Source organism: Pseudomonas sp. CP-1 (assembly GCF_021213715.1).
Classification (GTDB): domain Bacteria; phylum Pseudomonadota; class Gammaproteobacteria; order Pseudomonadales; family Pseudomonadaceae; genus Pseudomonas; species Pseudomonas aeruginosa.
The window spans coordinates 35,212-54,859 of record NZ_JAJQKY010000001.1; the positions used below are offsets into that span (position 1 = coordinate 35,212).

Annotated in this window: 19 protein-coding genes; 12 read left to right on the top strand and 7 right to left on the bottom strand. The window is 67.4% G+C overall.

Annotated elements, in window-relative coordinates; translation table 11 throughout:
• The first annotated feature begins 377 nt into the window (after positions 1-377).
• The 12 genes from LT948_RS33315 (at position 378) to LT948_RS00170 (ending at position 11,921) form a co-directional block, all read left to right on the top strand.
• Entirely contained in the window at positions 378-980 is a 603-nt protein-coding gene (locus tag LT948_RS33315) for a transposase (RefSeq protein WP_003085362.1), read from the top strand.
• A gap of 164 nt (positions 981-1,144) precedes the next feature.
• Positions 1,145-2,779 (top strand): ShlB/FhaC/HecB family hemolysin secretion/activation protein, encoded by a 1,635-nt coding sequence (locus LT948_RS00120; RefSeq protein ID WP_015503474.1) that lies wholly within the window; start codon positions 1,145-1,147, stop codon positions 2,777-2,779.
• A 23-nt stretch (positions 2,780-2,802) separates the two neighbouring features.
• Positions 2,803-4,650 (top strand): DUF2341 domain-containing protein, encoded by a 1,848-nt coding sequence (locus LT948_RS00125; protein ID WP_033990863.1) that lies wholly within the window; start codon positions 2,803-2,805, stop codon positions 4,648-4,650.
• 10 nt (positions 4,651-4,660) lie between these two features.
• Positions 4,661-5,080: an ExbD/TolR family protein gene (locus LT948_RS00130; protein WP_003085366.1), complete on the top strand. Its 420-nt coding sequence runs from the start codon at positions 4,661-4,663 to the stop codon at positions 5,078-5,080.
• An 8-nt stretch (positions 5,081-5,088) separates the two neighbouring features.
• Entirely contained in the window at positions 5,089-5,835 is a 747-nt protein-coding gene (locus LT948_RS00135) for an energy transducer TonB family protein (protein WP_003098450.1), read from the top strand.
• Between the two features lie 67 nt (positions 5,836-5,902).
• Entirely contained in the window at positions 5,903-7,609 is a 1,707-nt protein-coding gene (locus tag LT948_RS00140; protein WP_003110840.1) for a putative porin, read from the top strand.
• Between the two features lie 34 nt (positions 7,610-7,643).
• Positions 7,644-8,306 carry a hypothetical protein gene (locus tag LT948_RS00145; RefSeq protein WP_003085372.1) on the top strand — a complete coding sequence of 221 codons (663 nt, stop codon included), beginning with the start codon at positions 7,644-7,646 and terminating at the stop codon, positions 8,304-8,306.
• A 28-nt stretch (positions 8,307-8,334) separates the two neighbouring features.
• Complete coding sequence (locus LT948_RS00150; protein WP_033990862.1) at positions 8,335-8,814, top strand: YbjN domain-containing protein; 480 nt, start codon at positions 8,335-8,337, stop codon at positions 8,812-8,814.
• Between the two features lie 4 nt (positions 8,815-8,818).
• Complete coding sequence (locus tag LT948_RS00155) at positions 8,819-9,763, top strand: peptidylprolyl isomerase (protein ID WP_003098445.1); 945 nt, start codon at positions 8,819-8,821, stop codon at positions 9,761-9,763.
• The gene (locus LT948_RS00160) at positions 9,763-10,188 is read left to right on the top strand and encodes a hypothetical protein (protein ID WP_003110838.1); all 426 of its coding nucleotides are present in this window, start codon (positions 9,763-9,765) and stop codon (positions 10,186-10,188) included. Before LT948_RS00155 ends, LT948_RS00160 begins: the two co-directional genes overlap by 1 nt.
• Positions 10,189-10,197: 9 nt before the next feature.
• Complete coding sequence (locus LT948_RS00165; RefSeq protein WP_003120804.1) at positions 10,198-11,184, top strand: LysR family transcriptional regulator; 987 nt, start codon at positions 10,198-10,200, stop codon at positions 11,182-11,184.
• Between the two features lie 71 nt (positions 11,185-11,255).
• The gene (locus tag LT948_RS00170) at positions 11,256-11,921 is read left to right on the top strand and encodes a helix-turn-helix transcriptional regulator (protein ID WP_003085387.1); all 666 of its coding nucleotides are present in this window, start codon (positions 11,256-11,258) and stop codon (positions 11,919-11,921) included.
• On the opposite strand, the gene LT948_RS00175 is transcribed toward LT948_RS00170, so the two are convergent.
• The 7 genes from LT948_RS00175 to LT948_RS00205 form a co-directional block, all read right to left on the bottom strand.
• Entirely contained in the window at positions 11,904-12,809 is a 906-nt protein-coding gene (locus LT948_RS00175; protein ID WP_003085391.1) for a sterol desaturase family protein, read from the bottom strand. The genes LT948_RS00170 and LT948_RS00175 overlap by 18 nt on opposite strands.
• A gap of 78 nt (positions 12,810-12,887) precedes the next feature.
• The gene (locus tag LT948_RS00180) at positions 12,888-14,204 is read right to left on the bottom strand and encodes a citrate-proton symporter (RefSeq protein ID WP_033990859.1); all 1,317 of its coding nucleotides are present in this window, start codon (positions 14,202-14,204) and stop codon (positions 12,888-12,890) included.
• A gap of 70 nt (positions 14,205-14,274) precedes the next feature.
• Positions 14,275-15,669, bottom strand: a complete 1,395-nt coding sequence (locus LT948_RS00185) for an amidase (protein ID WP_003116523.1) — start codon at positions 15,667-15,669, stop codon at positions 14,275-14,277.
• A gap of 127 nt (positions 15,670-15,796) precedes the next feature.
• A complete protein-coding gene (gene migA, locus LT948_RS00190) occupies positions 15,797-16,696 on the bottom strand; it encodes an alpha-1,6-rhamnosyltransferase (protein ID WP_003110804.1) in 900 nt (299 codons plus the stop codon).
• A 242-nt stretch (positions 16,697-16,938) separates the two neighbouring features.
• The gene (catB, locus tag LT948_RS00195; protein ID WP_014603252.1) at positions 16,939-17,577 is read right to left on the bottom strand and encodes a type B chloramphenicol O-acetyltransferase; all 639 of its coding nucleotides are present in this window, start codon (positions 17,575-17,577) and stop codon (positions 16,939-16,941) included.
• A 92-nt stretch (positions 17,578-17,669) separates the two neighbouring features.
• Positions 17,670-18,449 (bottom strand): toxA transcriptional regulator ToxR, encoded by a 780-nt coding sequence (toxR, locus tag LT948_RS00200; RefSeq protein WP_023092205.1) that lies wholly within the window; start codon positions 18,447-18,449, stop codon positions 17,670-17,672.
• 285 nt (positions 18,450-18,734) lie between these two features.
• Positions 18,735-19,589, bottom strand: a complete 855-nt coding sequence (locus LT948_RS00205; protein ID WP_033995212.1) for a LysR family transcriptional regulator — start codon at positions 19,587-19,589, stop codon at positions 18,735-18,737.
• Positions 19,590-19,648: the final 59 nt, after the last annotated feature.

Sequence of the window (19,648 nt, forward strand, 5' to 3'; positions counted from 1 at the left end):
GGCACGATACCCGCCAGGCCCTCCCCACGGAGGGCCTTTTTTTCGGCGAACTTCCGAGGTGCTGGTCGATTCTCGGGTGAATGCCCGTTCGTCCCCGCCGGCGGCGCGCGAACGGCCGGTCGCATGAAGTTTTCATGACAAAAGTTCGGTGGTGCGGCGGGGTTGCCGTCAAACAGGTGTGAATAAGGAAAACGGAATTCAGTGGTGAAAGGCAGGGACGGGAACGAAAGGAATCGGCTATTTCCCGGTTGCGCTGACCGGTTGCTGGAAATGAGCGTGTCGTTCGAGCAAGACGCGTTCCGCTCTGAAACAAGAGAACAGTATCCGCTAACGGCCGTGGTCACTCCGGTGAATACGGCGAAGGACGGTGAGTATTGATGGAAAGTTACTCGAAAGTCGGTATGCAGGAACTTGACCAGCGCCTATCGAAGATCGTCGAAGCCGCACGCAAGAAACCGGTATCGGTTTATCGATATGGGGCGCCATGGGTCTGGATAGTGTCCCAGGAAGATTGGCAGGGTGCGCTCAAGGAAGTGTCCAGCTATATACCGCCGGGACATTCCCTGGCGTTGCTGAAACCGCAAATAGAAAGTCTCCTTGGCGAAGAGGCTAAAGTCCTCTCGGCGCTCGCCCGCGAACATGGCATGCAGTTGGCCCCGGAGCCGCTGATCCATGCGCTGCTGCTGCAACTGCTGTACGCGATTCCCAGCGAGCAGCAGTTGTACGAGCAATTGAACTACAACCTGCTGTATCGCTGGTTCGTCGGCCTGGAAATGAAGCAGAAGATCTGGAGTTTTCCGGTTTTCGTCGGCGATATAACCGTCCTGCTGAACAGCGCGGAGGCGGTAAGGATAATAGGCAGGATTATCGGGGAAGTGATTTCTGGGGATCTCATGCAGATGCCGGAGTTCTCCCTGAACTTCGCCTTGTTGCATACATGGCAAGCGCGCCATGGCGGAGCGCGACGGCTGAATATCTAGCGCGAAAGTGAAAATAGAAAAGAACGAAATTTCATAAGGGCGGGGCGCTGTTTTTAACAGGTTGTTCATGCGTCATCGCTAGTTTGTTGTCTTTCATAGAACTGTTCGATGAACGGACTTGTTGCATTAGAACAATAAGTCCCGATGGAACTTCGGGGGACCGTGTGAAGCGTTCGCTGTTCAATTGTGCGCACCCGTTTCGCCAGCGCTGGTCGATCGGTTGCCTGGCTGTCGCATTGTCGTGCGCTTCGCTGGCCGACGAGGCCCCTCCCGCCGCGGCGGGAGCCGAGCCCCAGCGTCTGGTGGACATCAACGAGTACGTGGTACGCGGCAACACCGTGCTGGACAACCGCGCCATCGAGGCGGCGGTGTATCCCTTCCTTGGACCGCAGCGCAGCCTGGGCGACATCGAGGGGGCGCGCGATGCGCTGCAGGCCGCCTACCAGGAGAAGGGCTACCAGTCGGTCTACGTCGAGCTGCCGGAGCAGCAGGTGAGCGGCGGGGTGGTCTACCTGCAGGTCACCGAGACCACTGTCGGTCGCGTTCGGGTGGTCGGCGCCAAGCACTATTCGCCGGTGGAGTTGCGCGAGGAAGTGCCGGCCCTGGAGGAGGGCAAGGTACCCGACTTCGCCCAGGTTCAGCGCGAGCTGGCGCAGGTCAACCGCACCCCCGGCCGCCAGGTGCTGCCGATGGTGCGCGAGGGCCAGCGGCCCGGCACCATGGACGTCGACCTGCAGGTGGAAGACAAGAATCCCTGGCACGCCAGCATCGGCCTGAACAACGACTACAGCGCCGACACCCGTCACTTGCGCTCGGTGGTTTCGCTGGGCTACGACAACCTCTGGCAACTCGGCCACGCCATCTCGCTGACCTATTTCACCGCGCCGCAGGACCAGGACAACGCCAAGGTCTGGTCCGGCTCCTACACCGCGCCGCTGAGCCAGCGCTGGAGCGTGCAGCTGTCCGGCTACCAGTCTGACAGCGACGTGGCCACGGTGGGCAGCATGAATGTGGTCGGCCAGGGCCATTCCTATGGCGTCGCGGCGATCTACAGCCTGCCGGTCACCGGCCTCTGGTCGCACTCGTTCTCCTTCGGCGTCGACTTCAAGGACTTCGAGGAACAGACCCGGATCGGCGGCAACAACGACAGGGTGCCGATCAAGTACGCCCCGCTGACCCTCAGCTACAACGGCTTCCGCTACACCGAACGTTCCCAGTTGGCCCTCGGCCTGAGCCTGGTGGCCGGTACCGGCAGTCTCCTCGGCTACGGCGACGACGACGAGGAATTCGACCGCAAGCGTTATCGCGCCAAGTCCGGCTTCGGTGTGCTCAAGGGCGATCTCAACCACACCCTGACCTTCGGCGGCGACTGGCAGGTGGCGACCAAGGCGGCCTTCCAGCTCGCCTCCGGGCCGCTGATCTCCAACGAACAGTTCGCTGCCGGCGGTGCCACCAGCGTGCGTGGCTACCTGGCGGCGGAGAACACCGCCGACGACGGCTACCTGCTCTCCCAGGAATGGCGTACGCCGTCCCTCGGACGCTTCCTCGGCAAGCGCGCCGGCAGCTATGTCAACGACTGGCGCTTCTACGTGTTCGCCGAGGGCGCGCAACTGCGCCTGCAGGATGCGCTGCCCGAGCAGGACGACGACTTCAGCCTGGCCAGCGTCGGCATCGGCACCCGCGCGCAACTCGCCGACTGGCTGTCCGGCAGCCTCGACTGGGCCTTCCCGCTGCTGGAAGGGACGAACACCGACAAACACGACTCGCGCCTGCATTTCAGCGTGCAGGCGAGCTTCTGACGCTGACCCCGGAGTAACCCCACATGTATCGCTTATTGCTGACATCGCTGATCTGCCTGGGCCTGCTGGCCCCGGCCAGCGCCAGTGCCTGGTGGCAGGACGACTGGCAGTACCGCAAGCAGGTCTCGGTCGATACCACCCCGCAAGGCGCGGCGATCAACGAGAGTCTCGGTCGCCTGCCGTTGCTGGTGCGCCTGCATACCGGCAACTTCACCTTCGACGGGGTCAACGAGAACGGCTCGGACATTCGCTTCGTCGCCGCCGACGACAAGACCGTGTTGCGCCACCAGGTCGAGAGCTTCGACCCACTGATGGGCATGGCCCTGATCTGGGTCGACGTGCCGCGGGTGGAGGGTGGCCAGCGCCAGGACATCTGGATGTACTACGGCAACGCCAAGGCGCCGGAGAGCGGCAACGGCCAGTCGGTGTTCGACCCGGACTACACCCTGGTCTATCACTTCGACGGTGCGCCGGGCACTCCGCCGCGGGACTCCACCGCCTACGCCAACAATGCGCAGACCGCCGCCGGCAGTCCGGTGGAGGGCGTCATCGGTCGCTCCGCGCAACTGCTGGGCCAGCCGCTGCTGCTGCCGGCCAGCCCATCGCTGGCGGTGAGCGCCGGTGGCACCTTCAGCTTCAGCGGCTGGGTGCGTCCCGACCAACTGGCCGGCGAACAGGTCCTGCTGTCGCGCCGCGAAGGCGGCAACGCCCTGTTGGTCGGCCTGGCCCAGGGCGCGCCCTTCGTCGAGCTGAACGGTCAGCGCGCTGCCGCCAGCCAGGCCCTGGCGCAGGGGCAATGGCAGCATCTGGCGCTGGTCGCCGACGGTACCCGGCTGGCGCTGTATCTCGGCGGTCGCGAAGTCGCCAGCCTGGCGGCGGCGCTGCCGGCGTTCAGCGGCGCGATCGCCATCGGCGCGGAAGGCCAGGCCGCGCCTGCGGTCGCCACCGAAGCGGCAAGCGGGGAAGGTGAGGCGAGCGCCGCGGCGCCGACCCTGCAACCCTTCCAGGGCGCCATCGACGAGTTGCGCCTGTCGAAGATCGCCCGCCCGGCGGCGCTGCTCCTCGCCGATGCCACCGCCCAGGGCGCCGAGTCGCGCCTGGTGGCCTACGGGGTCGACGAGAAGCAGTCCGGCTTCGGCTTCGGCAAGCTCGGCTTCCTGCTCAACGCAGTGCCGCTGGATGCCTGGGTGATCATCGCGATCCTGGCGCTGATGATGGTCCAGTCGTGGGTCATCATGTACCGCAAGAACCAGAACGTCGGCCGCGTCAGTCGTGCCAACGGGCTGTTCCGCGAGCGCTTCGCCGAGGTCGGCACGCGCCTGGAACTGCTCGCCGACGACCGCGAGCTGGCCGCCCGCCTGCAACACTCCTCGCTGTGGCGCCTGTACCAGGTGGCGGTGAAGGAGATCCGCACCCGCCGCGAGCAGGGCGCCGACACCTCTTCCGTCTCCGCGGCCACCATCGAGGCGATCCGCGCCTCCATGGACGGCGTGCGCATCAAGGAGAACCAGCAGCTCGGCTCGCGCCTGTCGAGCCTGTCCAACGCCATCGCCGGCGGCCCCTACATCGGCCTGCTCGGCACCGTGCTGGGGATCATGGTGGTGTTCCTCGGCACTGCCATGGCCGGCGACGTCAACATCAATGCCATCGCCCCGGGCATGGCCGCCGCCCTGCTGGCCACGGCCATGGGCCTGTTCGTCGCGATCCCCGCGTTGTTCGGCTACAACCGCCTGGTCACGCGGAACAAGGAAGTCAGCGCGGACATGCGGGTGTTCGTCGACGAGTTCGTCACCCGCCTCGCCGAGGTGCATGGCGAAAGCCAGCTCAGCGAAGTGGCCCATCGTCGCAACGGCCAGCCGTTGCCGGCCTGAGGAGAACGCCATGGCTTCCGTGAACAGCAGCCACGACGATGACGACGACGGCGCCGTCGACAGCATCAACATCACCCCGCTGGTGGACGTGCTGATGGTGGTGCTGGTGATGTTCATCCTCACCGCCACCGCCCAGGTCGCCGGGATCCAGATCAACCTGCCGAAGGCCAGTGCCACCGTGGCGCTGTCGCAGCCCAAGACCAAGGCGATCTCGGTGAACGACGCCGGCCAGGTGTTCCTCGACGCCTACCCGGTGACCCTGCCCGAGCTGGAGGACCGCCTGCGTACGGAGAAGGCCCTCAACCCCGACTTCCCGGTAGTGGTCCGCGGCGACGCCACGGTGCAGTACCAGAAGGTCATCGAGGTCCTCGACCTGCTGCGCCGCCTGGAGCTGTCCCAGGTCGGCCTGGTCACCGGCAAACCGACCTGAGGCCCGGGATGAACATGTCCGCCGATCCCAAGCACACCCCCGAGCCGAAAAATGCCGCGCCGCTGTCCATCGACGGCCGCCCGGCGAACCCGACCCTGCGCTACCTCAAGTGGGGCCTCGGCGCGCTGCTGCTCGCCGGCCTCGCCTGGCTGGTCTGGGAGTGGGCCAACGACATGAGCGGCGTGCGCCGCGAGGCGCCCAAGGTGCCGGCGATCATCCCGCTGCCGCCACCGCCTCCGCCGCCGCCGGAAAAACCGCCGGAACCGGAGCAGCCGGTGGAAGAGGAAAAGATCGTCGAGCCGGAACCGCAACCCGAACTGGAGGAGGTCAAGCCGCAGGAGGAAGCGCCGCCGTCGCCGGCCGACGACCTGGCCGACCCGATGCAGATGGATGGCGACGCCCAGTCCGGCTCCGACGCTTTCAACATCGGCGCCGGCAAGGGCGGCGGGATGGCCGGTTCCGGCGGCGGTCGCGCCGGCAACGCCAGCTATAGCCAGTACCTGGCCTACGCCTTCCAGCGCCTGCTGCGGGACAACCCGGAGCTGCGCAACCTGGCGTTCCGCCTGCAGGCGGAGATCTGGCTGAGTTCCTCGGGGGATATCACCCGGGCCGAACTGACCCGCTCCAGCGGCGACCCCGAGACCGACCAGAAGGTGCTGGCCGCGCTGCGCGCCGCCGGCCGCCTGGAAGAACGCCCGCCGGCTTCGCTGACCCTGCCGGTGCGCATCGCCCTGCAGGGCAAGCGGCCGGGATGAGAAGACGCCAACCCAGAACGATTTCCGGCAGGCGACTGCCTTGAAGGACCTTAGGAGCCGTACACAGATGAACGCGAAAGTGAACCGACTGGCGCTGGGGATGGGCGTCATGCTCGCCGCGCTGGCCGGCCAGGCGCAGGCCCAGCCGCCGGCGCCCTCGGAGAACGCCACGATCAACCTGATCCGCCTGTTGGTACAGCAGGGCGTGTTGAAGAAGGAACAGGCCGATGCGCTGGTCAGGCAGGCCGAGGCCGAGGCGTTGCAGGCCCAGCAGGCGCGCCAGGCCGTGGCGCCCGCGGCGGCCGTCGCCGCGGTCCCCGGGGAGGTCCGCGTACCCTATATCCCGCAGGTGGTGCGCGACCAGATCCGCGACGAAGTGAAGGCCGAGGTAATGACCCAGGCCAAGGCGGAGAACTGGGCGCAGCCCAACGCCTTCCCGGACTGGGCCTCGCGCATCAGTTTCGACGGCGACGTGCGCCTGCGCTACGAGTCGCGCTCCTTCGGCAACGGCAACAGCAACCAGATCACCGACTTCGCCGAACTCAACGACGACGGTCCCTATGACGTCAACCCGAATACCAGCTCGGGCCTGCCGCCGCTGCTCAACACCCGCGAGGACCGCGACAGCCTGCTGCGCCTGCGCGCGCGCTTCGGCCTCAAGGCGGCGCTGTCGGAAAGCTGGAGCGCCGGCATCCGCATCGGCACCGGTTCGGACAACAACCCGGTGTCGACCACCCAGACCCTCGGCGGCGGCTTCGGCAAGAAGGACCTCTGGCTCGACCAGGGCTACCTGACCTGGAAGCCCAGCGAGCGCCTGAGCCTGACCGGCGGGCGGATCGCCAATCCGTTCCTGTCCACCGACCTGTTGTATTCCAACGACCTCAACTTCGACGGCGTGGCGGCGATCTTCAACCAGCCGCTGAGCCGCGATGTCTCGCTGTTCGGCACGGTCGGCGCGTTCCCCGTGGAGTACAGCTCGGACACCGCCTCGTCGAACGGTTTCGACAAGGAAGACAGCGACAACAAGTGGATGTACGGCGCGCAATTGGGCGCCACCTGGAAGATCAACCCGCAGCACAGCCTTACCGGCGCGCTGGCCTACTACCGCTTCGACGATATCGAAGGGCGGCGTTCCAGCCCCTGCCGGCCCTGGGCCGGGGATCCGGAGTGCGACACCGACGGCAGCCGTCCGACCTTCATGCAGAAGGGCAACACGGTGTTCCTCCTGCGCGACATCGTGCCCAACCCGGCCGACCCGGCGAACACGCCGAACCCGCAGTACGTCGGCCTGGCCTCGGAGTTCAACCTGCTCGACCTGAACCTCGGCTGGGATGCCGAGCTGCCCAACGACTTCAAGCTGCGGGTGGCCGGCAACTACGTGCACAACCTGGGCTACGACGAGGGCGACATGCGCAAGCGCGCCGGCGGTGTGGCGCAGATCGCCAACAACCTCGGCTCCGATGGCGACATCAAGAGCGGGGCGAACGCCTGGATGCTCCAGTTCACCCTGGGCAACGCCCTGGACATGCGCGACGCCGGCGACTGGCAGGTCTTCGCCGCCTACAAGTACATCCAGCCGGATGCCCTGCCGGATGGTTTCAACGATTCCACCTTCCACCTTGGCGGGACCAACGCCAAGGGCTACATCCTCGGCGCCAGCTATGGCTTCGACAAGCGCGTCTACGGTACCGCGCGCTGGCTCAGCTCCGACGAGGTCTACGGCGCACCGTTCTCCATCGACGTCCTGCAACTCGAGGTCAACACGCGCTTCTGAGCGCTCCTCGAGGCAGACCATGAAGAGGCAGACCATGAACACGCGACCTTTCTCATTACCGATCTGGGCCCAGGCGCTGCTCGCCGGGGCCGCCTTCGCCGCCTACGCCAGCCAGGCGGCCTATGCCGACAGCCTGGAGGAACGCCTGCGCGCCCAGTTGCGCAGCACCACCCAGCAACTCCAGGCGCTGCAGACCGAACAGGCCCAGGCCACCGCGGCGAAAGCCGCGCTGGAAAGCCAGCGCGATGCGGCGCTGGCCCAGGTCAAGCAACTGAGCGCCGAGCTGGCCCGGGCCAAGGGCCAGGCCGAGCAGCTCTCGGCCCAGCAACAGGGCTTGCACGACCGGGCGCGGCAGATGGTCGAGGCGAGCAACGAGCAACTGGGCAAGTACAAGCAGGCCTACGACGAGTTGCTGGTCATGGCGCGAGCCAAGGAGGCCGAGCGGCAGAAGCTCGACCTGGCGTTCCGCGAGCACGACCAGCAGTTGCAGCAGTGCACCGCGAAGAATCGGGAGATGTATGGCGTGGCCAAGGAGATCCTCGGCGCCTACGAGAACGTCAGCGTCGCCGAGGTGATGAAGATCCGCCAACCGTTCGCCAGCGGTGCGCGGGTGAAATTCGAAGAGATGGCGCAGAAGCTCGGCGACGACCTCTACAAGACCCAGGTCGAGAACCGCCAGGCGGCGCTCGCCCAGTGAAATCCGATAGCAAACCAGGAACCCGGACATGAACGACATCACCCTGATCGAACACCTTTCCGTCGACAGCCTGACCGAGGCCTTGCAGGAGGCCGGCTATCGGGTCAACCGCAGCGAGCAGAACGGCGTCGTGCAACTGCTCAGCGCCAGCCAGGGAATCGGCTACGCGGTGCGCTTCGGCAATCCGGCGGCGACGCCGGCGAGCTACCTCGACTTCACCTTCAGCTGCGCCCTGCGCGTGCAGGGCGAATTGCCCGCCGGGCTGACCGAGCGCTGGAATCTCAGCCGGCGCTTCGGCCGCCTGTCGCAGCAGGGCGAGTTCCTGGTGATGGAAATGGACGTGATCGTCGCCGGCGGCGTCAGCCCGGCCAACCTGCGTAACCATATCGAACTGTGGGATCGCCTGCTGCAGGAGTTCATCGCCTATCTGCGCGACTACAGCCGCCTGGCCGCGGAGCAGCAGGGCATGGCGCAGGATGCCGGTCAACCCGTCGATGGCGAGGCCTGAGCCGATGCGGCCGGCATTTCGTTGCGGCATCCTGGCGTTCGCGCTTGCCGTTCTCGCCGGCTGTGGCCAGCGCGAGGACGGCGGCGCGGGCCAGGCCCAGGCCGCGCTTGCCAAGCCATCTGCCAGCGCCGCCGCGGAACCCGCGGTGGCCCGCCTCGGTGCCTTGCAGGTGGCGCCGGACGAACTGAAGGCGCTGCTGGCCGAGGTGCCGGCGGAAACCCGCGCGCAGTTGAGCGAGAACCGCGACGCGATGGAACGCTGGATGCGTGCGCGACTGGCCGAGAAGGCGCTCTACGAACAGGCCAGCGCCCAGGACTGGCAACAGCGTCCGCAGGTGAAGACGCTGATCGATGCGGCGGCGCGGCAGATCGTCCTGCGTACCTACCTGGAGTCGGTGAGCACGGTGCCCGAGGACTACCCCAGCGATGCCGAACTGCAGGCCGCCTACCAGGCGAACAAGGCGCAACTGGCTGTACCGGCGCTGTACCGGGTCAGCCAGATCTTCATCGCCGCCTCTGCGGCCGGCGGGCTTGCCGAAGCGCGCAAGCGCGCCCAGGAACTCTACCGGCAGGCCGCGGACGGCGACTTCGCCGAACTGGCGCGCAAGCATTCCGACGACCCGCAGACCGCCCGCAACGGCGGCGACATCGGTGGGTTGCTGGCGCAGGCGCAACTGCTGCCGGCGATCCGTCCGGCGCTGGAACGGCTGAAGGTCGGCGCGGTGTCCGAGCCGATCCAGGGCGCCAACGGCTTCCACCTGGTCAAGCTGACCGAGCGTCGCGACGCCCGCCTCGCCACCCTCGACGAGGTCCGTGGTCGCCTGCGCGAAAGCCTGCGCGCGCAACGCCAGGAGCAGATCGCCAAGGCCTACCTGGATGGCCTGGTGAACAACGCTACCCTGAGCATCGACGGCGCGTTGCTCGGCAAGACCCTGGCGGAACTGCACTGATGGACGGCATCCCGGAGGCCAGGCGTGGGCCGCGCGCGAGCCGCTGGCGGCACCTGCGCAGCTGGCTGTTCGGCGAGCCCGAGCGGTTCCGCGACGAACGCCAGCGGCTCTGGGGCGCCTATGCCGCATGGCTCGGCGAGCAGGTCCAGCAGCGCCTGGGCGAAGACGCCGAAACCGCGCCGCGGCTGCTGGCCTTCCTGGAGTCGCGGCGCGCGGCGGGGCAGTTGCCGAATACCGACATCGACCTGCGGGTCTGGCTCGACGAACGCGGCTGGATCGTCCGTCTCGCCTGCCTGCGCAGCGACGCCGAGCCGATCGAGAATGAACTGCGGCGCGCGCTGATGGACCGTTCGTTGCGCCTGCCGCCGCCGGAACACATGCCGCAGCCGATCGAACTGCGGATCCGCCTCATGCCTGGACGCTAGCGAGGAAGCATGGCCCTATCGGAGTCCGCCGGGCAGCGCCCGGCACTGCTCAGGCCCGCGCAGGGACGCGACGACCGTGCCTATTGGCACGAGCTGTTCGGCTCCCTGGAGGTGGTGCATTTCTTCCTGGTCACCGCCCGTTGCGGCTGTTTCATGCAGGCTGCGCGCAGCCTGGACGTCAAGCCGACGCTGCTGCGCAAGACCCTGGCCCGGCTCGAGGAGCGCCTCGGCCTGCATCTGTTCGTGCATGAGGGCAACGCCCTCTCGCTGACCCGCGAGGGCCGCATCGTCCAGGCCGCCGGGCAGCGCCTGGTCGAGGACAGCCAGAGCCACGCCGATCTTCACCGGCAACAGCCGCTGGTGCGCCTGGCGGTGGCCGAAAGCGTCCTGCACGATGTGCTCAGTCGCGAGCTGTGGGGCTACCTGCGCAAGAACGCCAACCTGCGCGTAGCCCTCGCCGAGTTGCGCGAGGGCTGGCCGGAAAGCGCAGGGCCGGCGGAGATCGCCATCTGGATCGCCGATCCGGGGCAGCCGCATCCGCCGATGGAAGGCCACTTCGCCGCACCGGCGCGCATCGCCGAGCTGGAGTACCAGCCGCACATCGGCAAGCGCTATTCGCGCGAGCGCACGCGGCCGGCCAGCGAGGACGAGCTGGACGACTACCTGCTGGCGCAGCTCCACGGCCACGCCGCCAGCGCCGCCCTGGCGCCCTGGAACCGGCGGGTGGCGGCTCGCCAGTCGGGAGTGATCGAGGTACAGAGCCACGACCTGCTGCTACAGGCGATCCTCTGGGGCGCCTGCATCGGCCTGCTGCCGCATTACGCCGGACGCCTGGAGCGCAACCTGGCGGCGTTGCCGCAGGTCTTCGACGAGCCGATGCGGCGGGAAGTCTGGATGAGCGTGCAGCCGGAAGCGGAGAACCGCGTGGAGGTGCGTGCCTTGCTCGATCTGATCGAGCACGCCTTCGACGATCGGCGCGACTGGTTCGGACGCTGACCTTGCGGGCTTGACGGCGGTCGCCATAGCCGACACCGTTTCGCCACGGAACGGTTGACGGAAGGTACGCGATGACGGAGCGGCATTGGCAGGGCGAGGTCTGGCTGGCGCGGGACCACGCGCTGTTCGCCGGGGTCAACGGCGATACCCGCGAGCACGCGCACTATGCCCACCAGTTGCTGCTGGCGGAGACGCCGCTGCGGGTGCGCGTCGCTGGCCAGGTACTGGAGGCCCGGCGCTTGCTGGTGCCCTCGCTGCAAGCCCATCGCGTCGACGCGTCGCAGCCGTTGCTGGCGCTGTACGCCGAGCCGCTGGCGTTCGACAGCGACGACCTGCGTCAGCTTCTCGAGGACGCTCCCGGCGAGCCCGAGGCGTTGCTGGGGCGGCTTGCGCGGCTGCCTCGTCGACGGCTCGACCGCCGCGTCGAAAAGGCCCTGGCGGCGCTCGACGAGCAACTCGCGGCGCGGGTCGAGGCGGAAAGACTGGCGCGCAGCGCCAGTCTTTCGCTGAGCCAACTGGAGCGGCTGTTCGCCGTCCAGGTCGGCCTGTCGGTACGCCGCCTGGTGCTCTGGCGCCGCCTGTACCTGGCCTTCGCCCTGGCCTTGCAGGGGCGCAGCCTGACCGAGGCGGCCCATCACGCCGGCTTCGCCGACGCCGCGCACCTGTCGCGCAGCGTACGCAGCCTGCTCGGTATCCGCGCCGGCCTGTCGCTGCCGCACCTACGCCTGGCCGGCTGAACGCCCCAATCCTTCCGGCGGCTGTGGGACGTGCCTGCTGCGTGGCAGGTCGCGGAATGGCGCGAGCAACTGGCCGGCATAGTCGCGGGGATAGTCAGGCTGGTCGCCGATGCCCATGTCGGTGCTGTCCAGGCGGTAGTCGGGACGATGGAGGGCGGTGCCGAGCAGGCGGTCCCAGACGCTGAAGAACAGCGCGAAGTTGACGTCGCCGGCGCGCCCGTAGCGGATGTGGTGCAGGCGATGCAGCGGTGCCCAGGCGAACACATGGCGTAACCCGCCGATGCGCATGTCGACGTTGCTGTGTTGCAGCAGCAACTGGATGCCGATGGCGAAGGCGAGCAGCGCGGCGACCGTCTGCGGCACGCCGAGCAGCAACAGCGGCAGGGTGCCGCCGAGCGCTTCCAGGCCCAGGTGCAGGGGATGCTTCATCAGCCCGTTGAAACCGTACAGGCGCTGCACGCTATGGTGCACCGCGTGCAGCCGCCAAAGCAGCGCCGAACGGTGGCTGGCGTAGTGCACCAGGGTGATGCCGAGATCGGCCAGGACGATCGCCAGCAGCAGTTGCAGCCACAGCGGCCAGGCCTGCGGCCATACCGGCCAGAAGCCCAGGACTCCGGCCAGCAGTGGCAGGGCGAGGATGCCAAGTGCGTTCAGGCTTTCGTTGACCGACGCGTGCAGGACATCGCGCAGGCGGTCGGCGTGCGGCCGGTTCCAGCGTGGCTGGTAGGGCAGTCGTCGTTCGGCGAGAAAGGACAGGCCGAGCGCCCCGAGGAACAGGGCGACCAGCCAGGCGTGGGAAGCCTGGCGATAGCCGACCTGCCAGGTCGCCAGGCCGATGAAGCCGGACCAGAAGAGGGGCGCGTAGGCGTAGCGCAGGAAGAACTGCATGGTGGGACCTCCGGATGAATGAGGTCCCCAGCGTCGCTCGCGACAGGCCGGCGGCGCTTGAACGAACCGCGCAAGTTCTCAGTCGCGCAGCACCAGCGGCGCGCCTCCCATGTCCCCGCGACCCGGCCAGGTCTCGCGGGCCAGCCAGGCCCCACCCAGGCAGACCAGGTTGGCCAGCAGCAGGTAGCCCAGCGGCGACAGCGGATTGCCGGTGACGCCGATCAGCCAGGTCACCACGACCTGCGCGGTGCCGCCGAACGCGGCGACGCCGGTCGCATAGACCAGGGAAAAACCGGTGGAGCGCAGCGCCCGCGGGAAGCTTTCTACCAGTAGCACGATCAGCGCCGCGCCGCTCATGCCATGCAGGGCCGAGAGCAGGGCGAGGACGGTGAGGAAGACTGCCGGCTCGGGGTGACGGGTCATTGCCTGCAGTGCCGGGAACAGCACCGCGAGCAGCGCCAGGCGCGGCAGGATCAGCACGGCGCGGCGCCCGTAGCGGTCGCAGAGCACGCCGCCGAGCAACGCCGAGAGCGCCAGTGCGGCGCCGGCGACCAGCGTCGAGAGCATCGCGATGCCCGCCGGCAGGTGTAGCTCGGTAAGGGCGAAGGTGGTCATGTAGTTGAGGAAGTACTGGGTGATGGTGCTTCCGGAGAGGATCAGCAGGCCGAGCAGCAGGGCCCGCCGATGATTGCCGAACAACTCGCCGAGCAGGCTCCGGGTGCTGGCCTGGCGGCCGCGTCCGGAAAAGGTCTCGGCCAGGTTGAGGCGGATGTACAGGCCGATCGGCAGGACCAGCAGGCCGGCCGCGAAGGGAATCCGCCAGCCCCATTCCTGCAGTTGGCGCTCGTCGAGCCAGAGGGTGAGCAGGTAGCCCATCAGCCCGGCGGCGACCGCCGCGATGCCTTGCGCCACGACCTGCCAGCAGGCGTAGGTGCCGCGCTTGTGCGGCGGTGCCGCCTCGAGGATGTAGGTGGTCGCCGGCCCGGCCTCGCCGCCCCAGGCCAGGCCTTGCAGCAGGCGGGTCAACACCAGCAGCAGCGGCGCGGCCGGGCCGATGCTGTCGTAGCCGGGGAGCACCGCGATGCCGCCGGTGCCCAGCGCCATCAGGAACAGGGTAAGGAGCATCGCCGGCTTGCGCCCGGCGCGGTCGGCGTAGGCGCCGATAAGGATCGCGCCGAGGGGGCGGATGACGAAGCCGACGCCGAACGCGGTGACCGACAGGAGCAGGCTGACGAAGGCGCTGTCGGAGGGGAAGAAAGTCCGTCCGATCATCACCGCGAAGGTGGCATAGACCCCGAAGTCGAAGAATTCCACGGCGTTGCCGAGGACCACGGCAAAGACGCTGCGGCGGCTGGCCGGATCGGCGGCCGCCGGGGGACGGGTGGGGGAGCGCATGGCGAAGGCCCTCTCGGAGTGACGACTGAAACACTCAGGCCTGGAGCCGAGCGACGAGCGGCTGCCGGCTTCAGTCAGCCGGCGGCCGTGGCCAGCCGTGGATCGGACCGCGCCAGCCTTCGTAGGTCTTGCCGATGCGCAACAGCCAGGTATCGGCGAAGCGCGGCGCGACCAGTTGCAGGCCGATCGGCATGCCGGCGGCCGTGAAGCCGCAGTTTATCGAGAGCGCGGGCTGTTCGCCCATATTCCACGGCACGGTGAAGACGATGTGCTCGAACGGCCGCTGCGGATCGTTCAGCGGCGAGGCCCAGTCGGCGGGGAAGGCCTCGACCTGGTTGGTCGGCGTCAGCAGCAGGTCGATCTCGCCAAACAGCCGGGCGGCGCGCCGGCGCATCTCGAAGGTCTGGTTGAAACCGCGCACCGCATCGACCCCGCTGACCCGTGCGCCGCCCTCGGCCCAGGCGTGGACATAGGGCAGCACCCTGGCCCGCCGCGTCTCGTCGAGGAGCAGCAGTTCGCTCCACAGGCGGGCGCGCCAGAAGTCGTTCAGGCCGTCGAGCAGGCTCCGGTCCATCAGCGGTTCGACGATCCTGAGCTGGGCGCCGTGCTCCTCGAACAGCCGCGCCGCGGCCTCGATCGCGGCGCGGATTTCCGCGTCGGGCTGCAGGCCGCAGCCGGGGTCGAGTTGCAGGCCGACCCTCAGGCCGCGCACCGACAGCGGCTCGGCGCTCCAGTCCAGCACTTCCGGCGGCAGGCTGGTGGCGTCGCGGGCGTCGGGCTGCGCGAGGTAACGCATCAGCAGCAGGCAGTCGTCCATGCAGCGGGTCATCGGACCGGCGCAGCGACCGGTGTAGTAAGGGTCGATGGGGATCCGCCCGAGGCTTGGCTTGAAGCCCACCAGGCCGCACCAGCCCGCCGGCAGTCGCACCGAGCCGCCGATGTCGGTGCCCAGGTGCAGCGGTCCGTAGCCGGCGGCGGCCGCCGCTGCCGCGCCCGAACTGGAGCCGCCGGTATTGTTGGCCAGGTTCCAGGGATTGCGGGTGACTCCGTGGAAGCTGGAGAGGCCGGATGAAAGCATGCCGAAGTCCGGAACCGTAGTCTTGGCCAGGACGATCGCGCCGGCTTCGCGCAGCCGAGCGGCCGGCGGCGCGTCGCAGGGCGCGGGTTGCAGGGCGGTGGCGGCGCTGCCCAATGGGATAGGTTCGCCAGCGGTGGCGATCAGCTCCTTGATGGTTACCGGCAGCCCGTCCAGCGGGCCTTTGGGCTGTCCCTTGCGCCAGCGCTCGGTGGCCGCCGCGGCCTGTTCGCGAACCCGTTGCGGGTCGAAGCGATACAGCGCGTTGAGATGCGGTTCCCAGCGCTGGATGTGGGCCAGCAGATGCTCGTAGTACTCGCCAGGCGAGAGTTCCCGGCGGGCGAACAGTGCCAGCAGGCGGGTTCCCGGAAGGTCGTGCAGCGCGGTCATTCAAGCTCCCTCGAAGAACGGCCGCGGGCGTCAAGCGGCCGGCCTACCCGTTGTCGGGCGGCGATTCGAAACCAAGGTGTATCCGGGAGGTATAGCCCATGCACGACGAATCTTCGCGGTGACGGACTCAGCTCTCGTGATGGAGAAGGAAGCGCTTCAACCGGCGGAAGGTGGTGCGGTTCCACTGCCGCAGCGGCAGCGAGCGGAGCAGTTGCCAGGCATGCCGCTTGTCCGCGACCACGGCGTACTTCAGGGCCTTGTTGACCAGCTCCGTGCGGCCGCGCTCGTAGGCGGGATGCGACTGGTAGGGCGCGATGGTGCGCAGGTCGGCATCGAGCAGCACCTTGTAGCGCCGCGACAGGTTGTCGGGGTGGCGCCGGTAGCGGGTGACCAGCACCGGCAGCTTGTGGATCTGGTAGCCCTGGCTGGCGATGCGCAGGGTCATCTGGAAGTCCTGCACCTTGATCTCGGGATCGTAGAAGCCGGCTGCGCGCAGGGCCTCCATGCGGTACAGGGACACCGGGGCGCCGCAGACGTAGGCGTTGCCGAGCAAGTAGTCGAAGTCCAGCTGGCGGATGCGATTGCCGTTCTGCCGCTTGGTTTCCTGGCCTTCGCTGTCGATGTAGATCACCAGGGCGCCGACGCAGCCGACCTCCGGGTGCTGGTCGAGGTACGCGGCGCGCACGCTCAACGAGTGCGGCAGCATGATGTCGTCCAGGTCCGGCGTGGCTACGTAGTCGCCGCGGGCGTGTTGCAGACCGAAGTTCAGCGCTGCGCTGACGCCCTGGTTCTGCTGGCGGTAGAGCTGGAAACCGTGGACTTTCTGCAACTGCTCCAGCATGGCGTAGCTGTTGTCGGTGGAACCGTCGTCGACGATGATCACTTCGAAATTCGGGTAGTCCTGCTCGTAGATGCTGCGCAGGGCTTCTTCCAGGTACTTTTCCGCGTTGAAGCAGGGCGCTACGACGGATACCAGCGGGGTGTCCGTCGTGCCTGAGTGCTTGCTGGAAGTGGCTTCTTCAATCATGTGTCGTTCTTGTCACTCGTCTTGCCCGGTAGCCGTTCCAGGGGGCCGTCGGTCATGAAGTCCTGCGATCGGTGCGCGGCACGGGCTGGCGGAAATACAGCGTTTCGCTCCGCCGGTACGGTCGCTGGAGTAGCTCTGGCACGCATGCCTGGATGGCCAGGCATCGCGACAGTACACCGTTGGAAGCATAGAGGGTAGGCCATCGGGCCCGAGAAAAATCCTCGACCTCCTTCGTCCAACCGTCAGGCCGTGGCCTGGCGCTGTTTCCAGTGCCGGTACAAGGCGGGGATGTCCCCGGCGCACAGCAGCGGCATGGCTGCCTCGATATCGGCCAGTGGCCAGTCCCACCAGGCGATTTCCAGCAGGTTCTGGATATCGCCATCGGAAAAGCGCTTACGAATGGTCCGGGCCGGGTTACCGCCGACGATGGCATAGGGCTCGACATCGCCGGTCACCAGCGCGCGGCTGCCGATGATGGCTCCGTGGCCGACCCGTACGCCGGGCATGAACATCGCCTCGGTACCGATCCAGACGTCATGGCCGATCAGCGTGTCGCCGGCTGGCTGGTAGCCGTTCACGGCGTCGGCGAAGGCCGGCTCTTCGTGCATGAAGTGGAAGGGGAAGGTCGATGCCCATTCGGCGCGGTGTCCCTGGTTGCCGGCCATGATGAAGGCGGCGCCACTGCCGATCGAGCAGAAACTGCCGATGACCAGCTTGTCCACGTCGTCGCGGTCCGGCATCAGGTAGCGGGCGCAGTCGTCGAAGGAATGCCCGTGATAGTAGCCGGAGTAGTAGCTGTAGCGCCCCACCCGAATGTTCGGGTTGCTGACCTGTTCCGAGAGCAGCTTGCCCCTGAAGGGGCTCTCGAAATAGTTGCCCATGACCGTCGTCCCTGTCCGTCGAAACCGCCAAGGGTAGCGCCTGGCGGGATAGCGGGCCAGCCTGGCGTGACGGCTGGCAGCCACGTCGGCGTTCAGCAGGCCGGACTGCTGAACGGCCAGGCCTGGAAAGGCTCCGAATAGTGCCTGCCGTGACGGAAGGCGAAGGGGAGTGCGTTGGCTTGTTGGTGCAGTTCCTCATTGTCGACGTTGAGGCAAAGCATCTGGATGTCCTGTGCCACCAGCAGCCGGTTCAGGTACTCGATGCTCTTGCGCTGGCGCAGGTTACGCGTCAGCGGGCCGGGGGCAAGCAGGCGCGCGTCCAGGCCCAGGTAATCGCAGAGGCCGGCGTCGACCTCGGCGAAGCACTGGCGAGCGTCGGTATCGATGCGTTGCGGGTGCAGCGCGATGCGCACGCCGCTGTCGCGTAGCCGGGCGAGGGACGCCAGGTACTCCGCCGAGGCGGGTTCCTGCTCGTCGATGGCCAGCAGCAGGCAGAGTTCGACCTGGTGCTGCTGCAATTGCCTGGCCGAGGCCAGGAGCCGCTCGCAGACCCCGGCGTTGCCCAGGCTGCTGGCATGCAGGGGAATGAAGTTCTTGCCGAGCAGTTCGAGGTCGGTGTTGTGCCGGTGCACGCACAGGAGGCGCGCCAGCAGGTGCTTGACCGCCGCCTCGGCAAGCAGCGGCGGTGCGCCGGAAAGGAAGGCCGACAGGTCGACGCGCTGGCGCCGTTCGCGCAGGGAGAGCTTGCTGCCGACCAACGCGCCGTTCCTCGCATAGATGCCATGGGCGAAGAGCTCGAATCCGTCGTTCGCATCACGGTTGCCGAGGCAGAGCCATTTCAATGGCGGGGGCGTTCTGTCTGTCGCAGTCATAAGTGATGGCTCTATGGGCAAATCTCGCCAAGGCGCTCGGGCATGGAGCCCGCACGCAGGGTTGAGGGGTATCTAGCGGAGACGACCCTACCTCCCACGAATCAAGGTCTTTCGTCGGAAAACCCAGGGGGCAGGGAGGGGATCGGCTCGGCAATCGGCCGCCGAGGGTACTTCCGGTGTCGCCGCCAGGCCTGGTTGGTGGCGGCTTTTTCTCTGGTCTGTGCAGTGGTTCCGCTGTTACCGATTTTTCCGAGTGCGTTTGTGTTGCGGCATCGTTCGTTGGCGTCAGTCGGCGCCGATGCTGTCGATGAAGCCCTGGATCAGCGGCGAGGCTTGCTGTTTGCGCCAGACGAAATGGATATCGCTGGAGTCCAGGCCGGCTACCGGTTCGGCATGGAAATCCCGTCGCGTGGAGGGCATGCGTGCAACGAAGCTCTCCGGCACGCAGGCGAAGCCGAGACCGGCCTCGATGCAGGCGAAGAGGCTCGGGTAGGACTCGATTTCCAGGGTCGCACGCGGCTGGATAGCGCTCTCCGCCAGCCAGCGGTCGACCTGGCGGCGGTAGTGGCAAGTGTGGCCGAACACATAGAGTTCGAGGCCGGCGAGGTCCTCGGGAGTGGGCGCCGGCAGGTCGGCGGGAGTGACCCGCAACAGGCGCTCGCGGAAGGCCAGGCGGCTGGCCAGCAATGGGTGTTCGATGGGGCCGTCGGTGACGATCAGGTCCAGCTCTCCCTCCATCAGCAGGCGCTCGAGCAGCAGCGAATGCTCCGGGCGGATGTGCAGTTCAACGCCCGGCGACTCGCGGCGGTAGCGGGCCAGGCGCTGGGGCAGGTGATTGGCCAGGGCCACGTCCAGCGCGCCGACCCGTAGCGCGCCGTGCGCCTGGTCGCCGGCGAACAGCGCGGCGGTCTCGTCGGCCAGCGCCAGCAGGCGCGTGGCGTGGCGGTACAGCAGGCGGCCCTCGGGGGTGACCAGCAGGCGATTCCTTTCGCGATTGAACAGGGCTACGCCGAGTTGTCCTTCGAGTTCGCGCAAGCGGGTAGTGATGTTCGACGGCACGCAATGCAGTTGTTCGGCCGCGGCTGCGATGGTGCCGCGTTCGACCACCGCGCAGAAGAATCCGAGTTGAGAGAGTTTCACATCATTCTCTTTAAGTGAGTGATTTGCTGATTATTGATTACTTTTAATGAGTGAAAGAC

Bases quoted from the DNA above. Each gene is read 5' to 3' on its own strand.
- LT948_RS00130 (WP_003085366.1), top strand. From the start codon at position 4,661: ATGGCTTCCGTGAACAGCAGCCACGACGATGACGACGACGGCGCCGTC.
- LT948_RS00140 (WP_003110840.1), top strand. From the start codon at position 5,903: ATGAACGCGAAAGTGAACCGACTGGCGCTGGGGATGGGCGTCATGCTC.
- LT948_RS33315 (WP_003085362.1), top strand. From the start codon at position 378: ATGGAAAGTTACTCGAAAGTCGGTATGCAGGAACTTGACCAGCGCCTA.
- LT948_RS00160 (WP_003110838.1), top strand. From the start codon at position 9,763: ATGGACGGCATCCCGGAGGCCAGGCGTGGGCCGCGCGCGAGCCGCTGG.
- LT948_RS00185 (WP_003116523.1), bottom strand. From the start codon at position 15,669: ATGACCGCGCTGCACGACCTTCCGGGAACCCGCCTGCTGGCACTGTTC.
- LT948_RS00165 (WP_003120804.1), top strand. From the start codon at position 10,198: ATGGCCCTATCGGAGTCCGCCGGGCAGCGCCCGGCACTGCTCAGGCCC.
- LT948_RS00170 (WP_003085387.1), top strand. From the start codon at position 11,256: ATGACGGAGCGGCATTGGCAGGGCGAGGTCTGGCTGGCGCGGGACCAC.
- migA (WP_003110804.1), bottom strand. From the start codon at position 16,696: ATGATTGAAGAAGCCACTTCCAGCAAGCACTCAGGCACGACGGACACC.
- LT948_RS00145 (WP_003085372.1), top strand. From the start codon at position 7,644: ATGAACACGCGACCTTTCTCATTACCGATCTGGGCCCAGGCGCTGCTC.
- LT948_RS00150 (WP_033990862.1), top strand. From the start codon at position 8,335: ATGAACGACATCACCCTGATCGAACACCTTTCCGTCGACAGCCTGACC.
- LT948_RS00155 (WP_003098445.1), top strand. From the start codon at position 8,819: ATGCGGCCGGCATTTCGTTGCGGCATCCTGGCGTTCGCGCTTGCCGTT.
- catB (WP_014603252.1), bottom strand. From the start codon at position 17,577: ATGGGCAACTATTTCGAGAGCCCCTTCAGGGGCAAGCTGCTCTCGGAA.
- LT948_RS00180 (WP_033990859.1), bottom strand. From the start codon at position 14,204: ATGCGCTCCCCCACCCGTCCCCCGGCGGCCGCCGATCCGGCCAGCCGC.
- LT948_RS00135 (WP_003098450.1), top strand. From the start codon at position 5,089: ATGAACATGTCCGCCGATCCCAAGCACACCCCCGAGCCGAAAAATGCC.
- toxR (WP_023092205.1), bottom strand. From the start codon at position 18,449: ATGACTGCGACAGACAGAACGCCCCCGCCATTGAAATGGCTCTGCCTC.
- LT948_RS00125 (WP_033990863.1), top strand. From the start codon at position 2,803: ATGTATCGCTTATTGCTGACATCGCTGATCTGCCTGGGCCTGCTGGCC.
- LT948_RS00175 (WP_003085391.1), bottom strand. From the start codon at position 12,809: ATGCAGTTCTTCCTGCGCTACGCCTACGCGCCCCTCTTCTGGTCCGGC.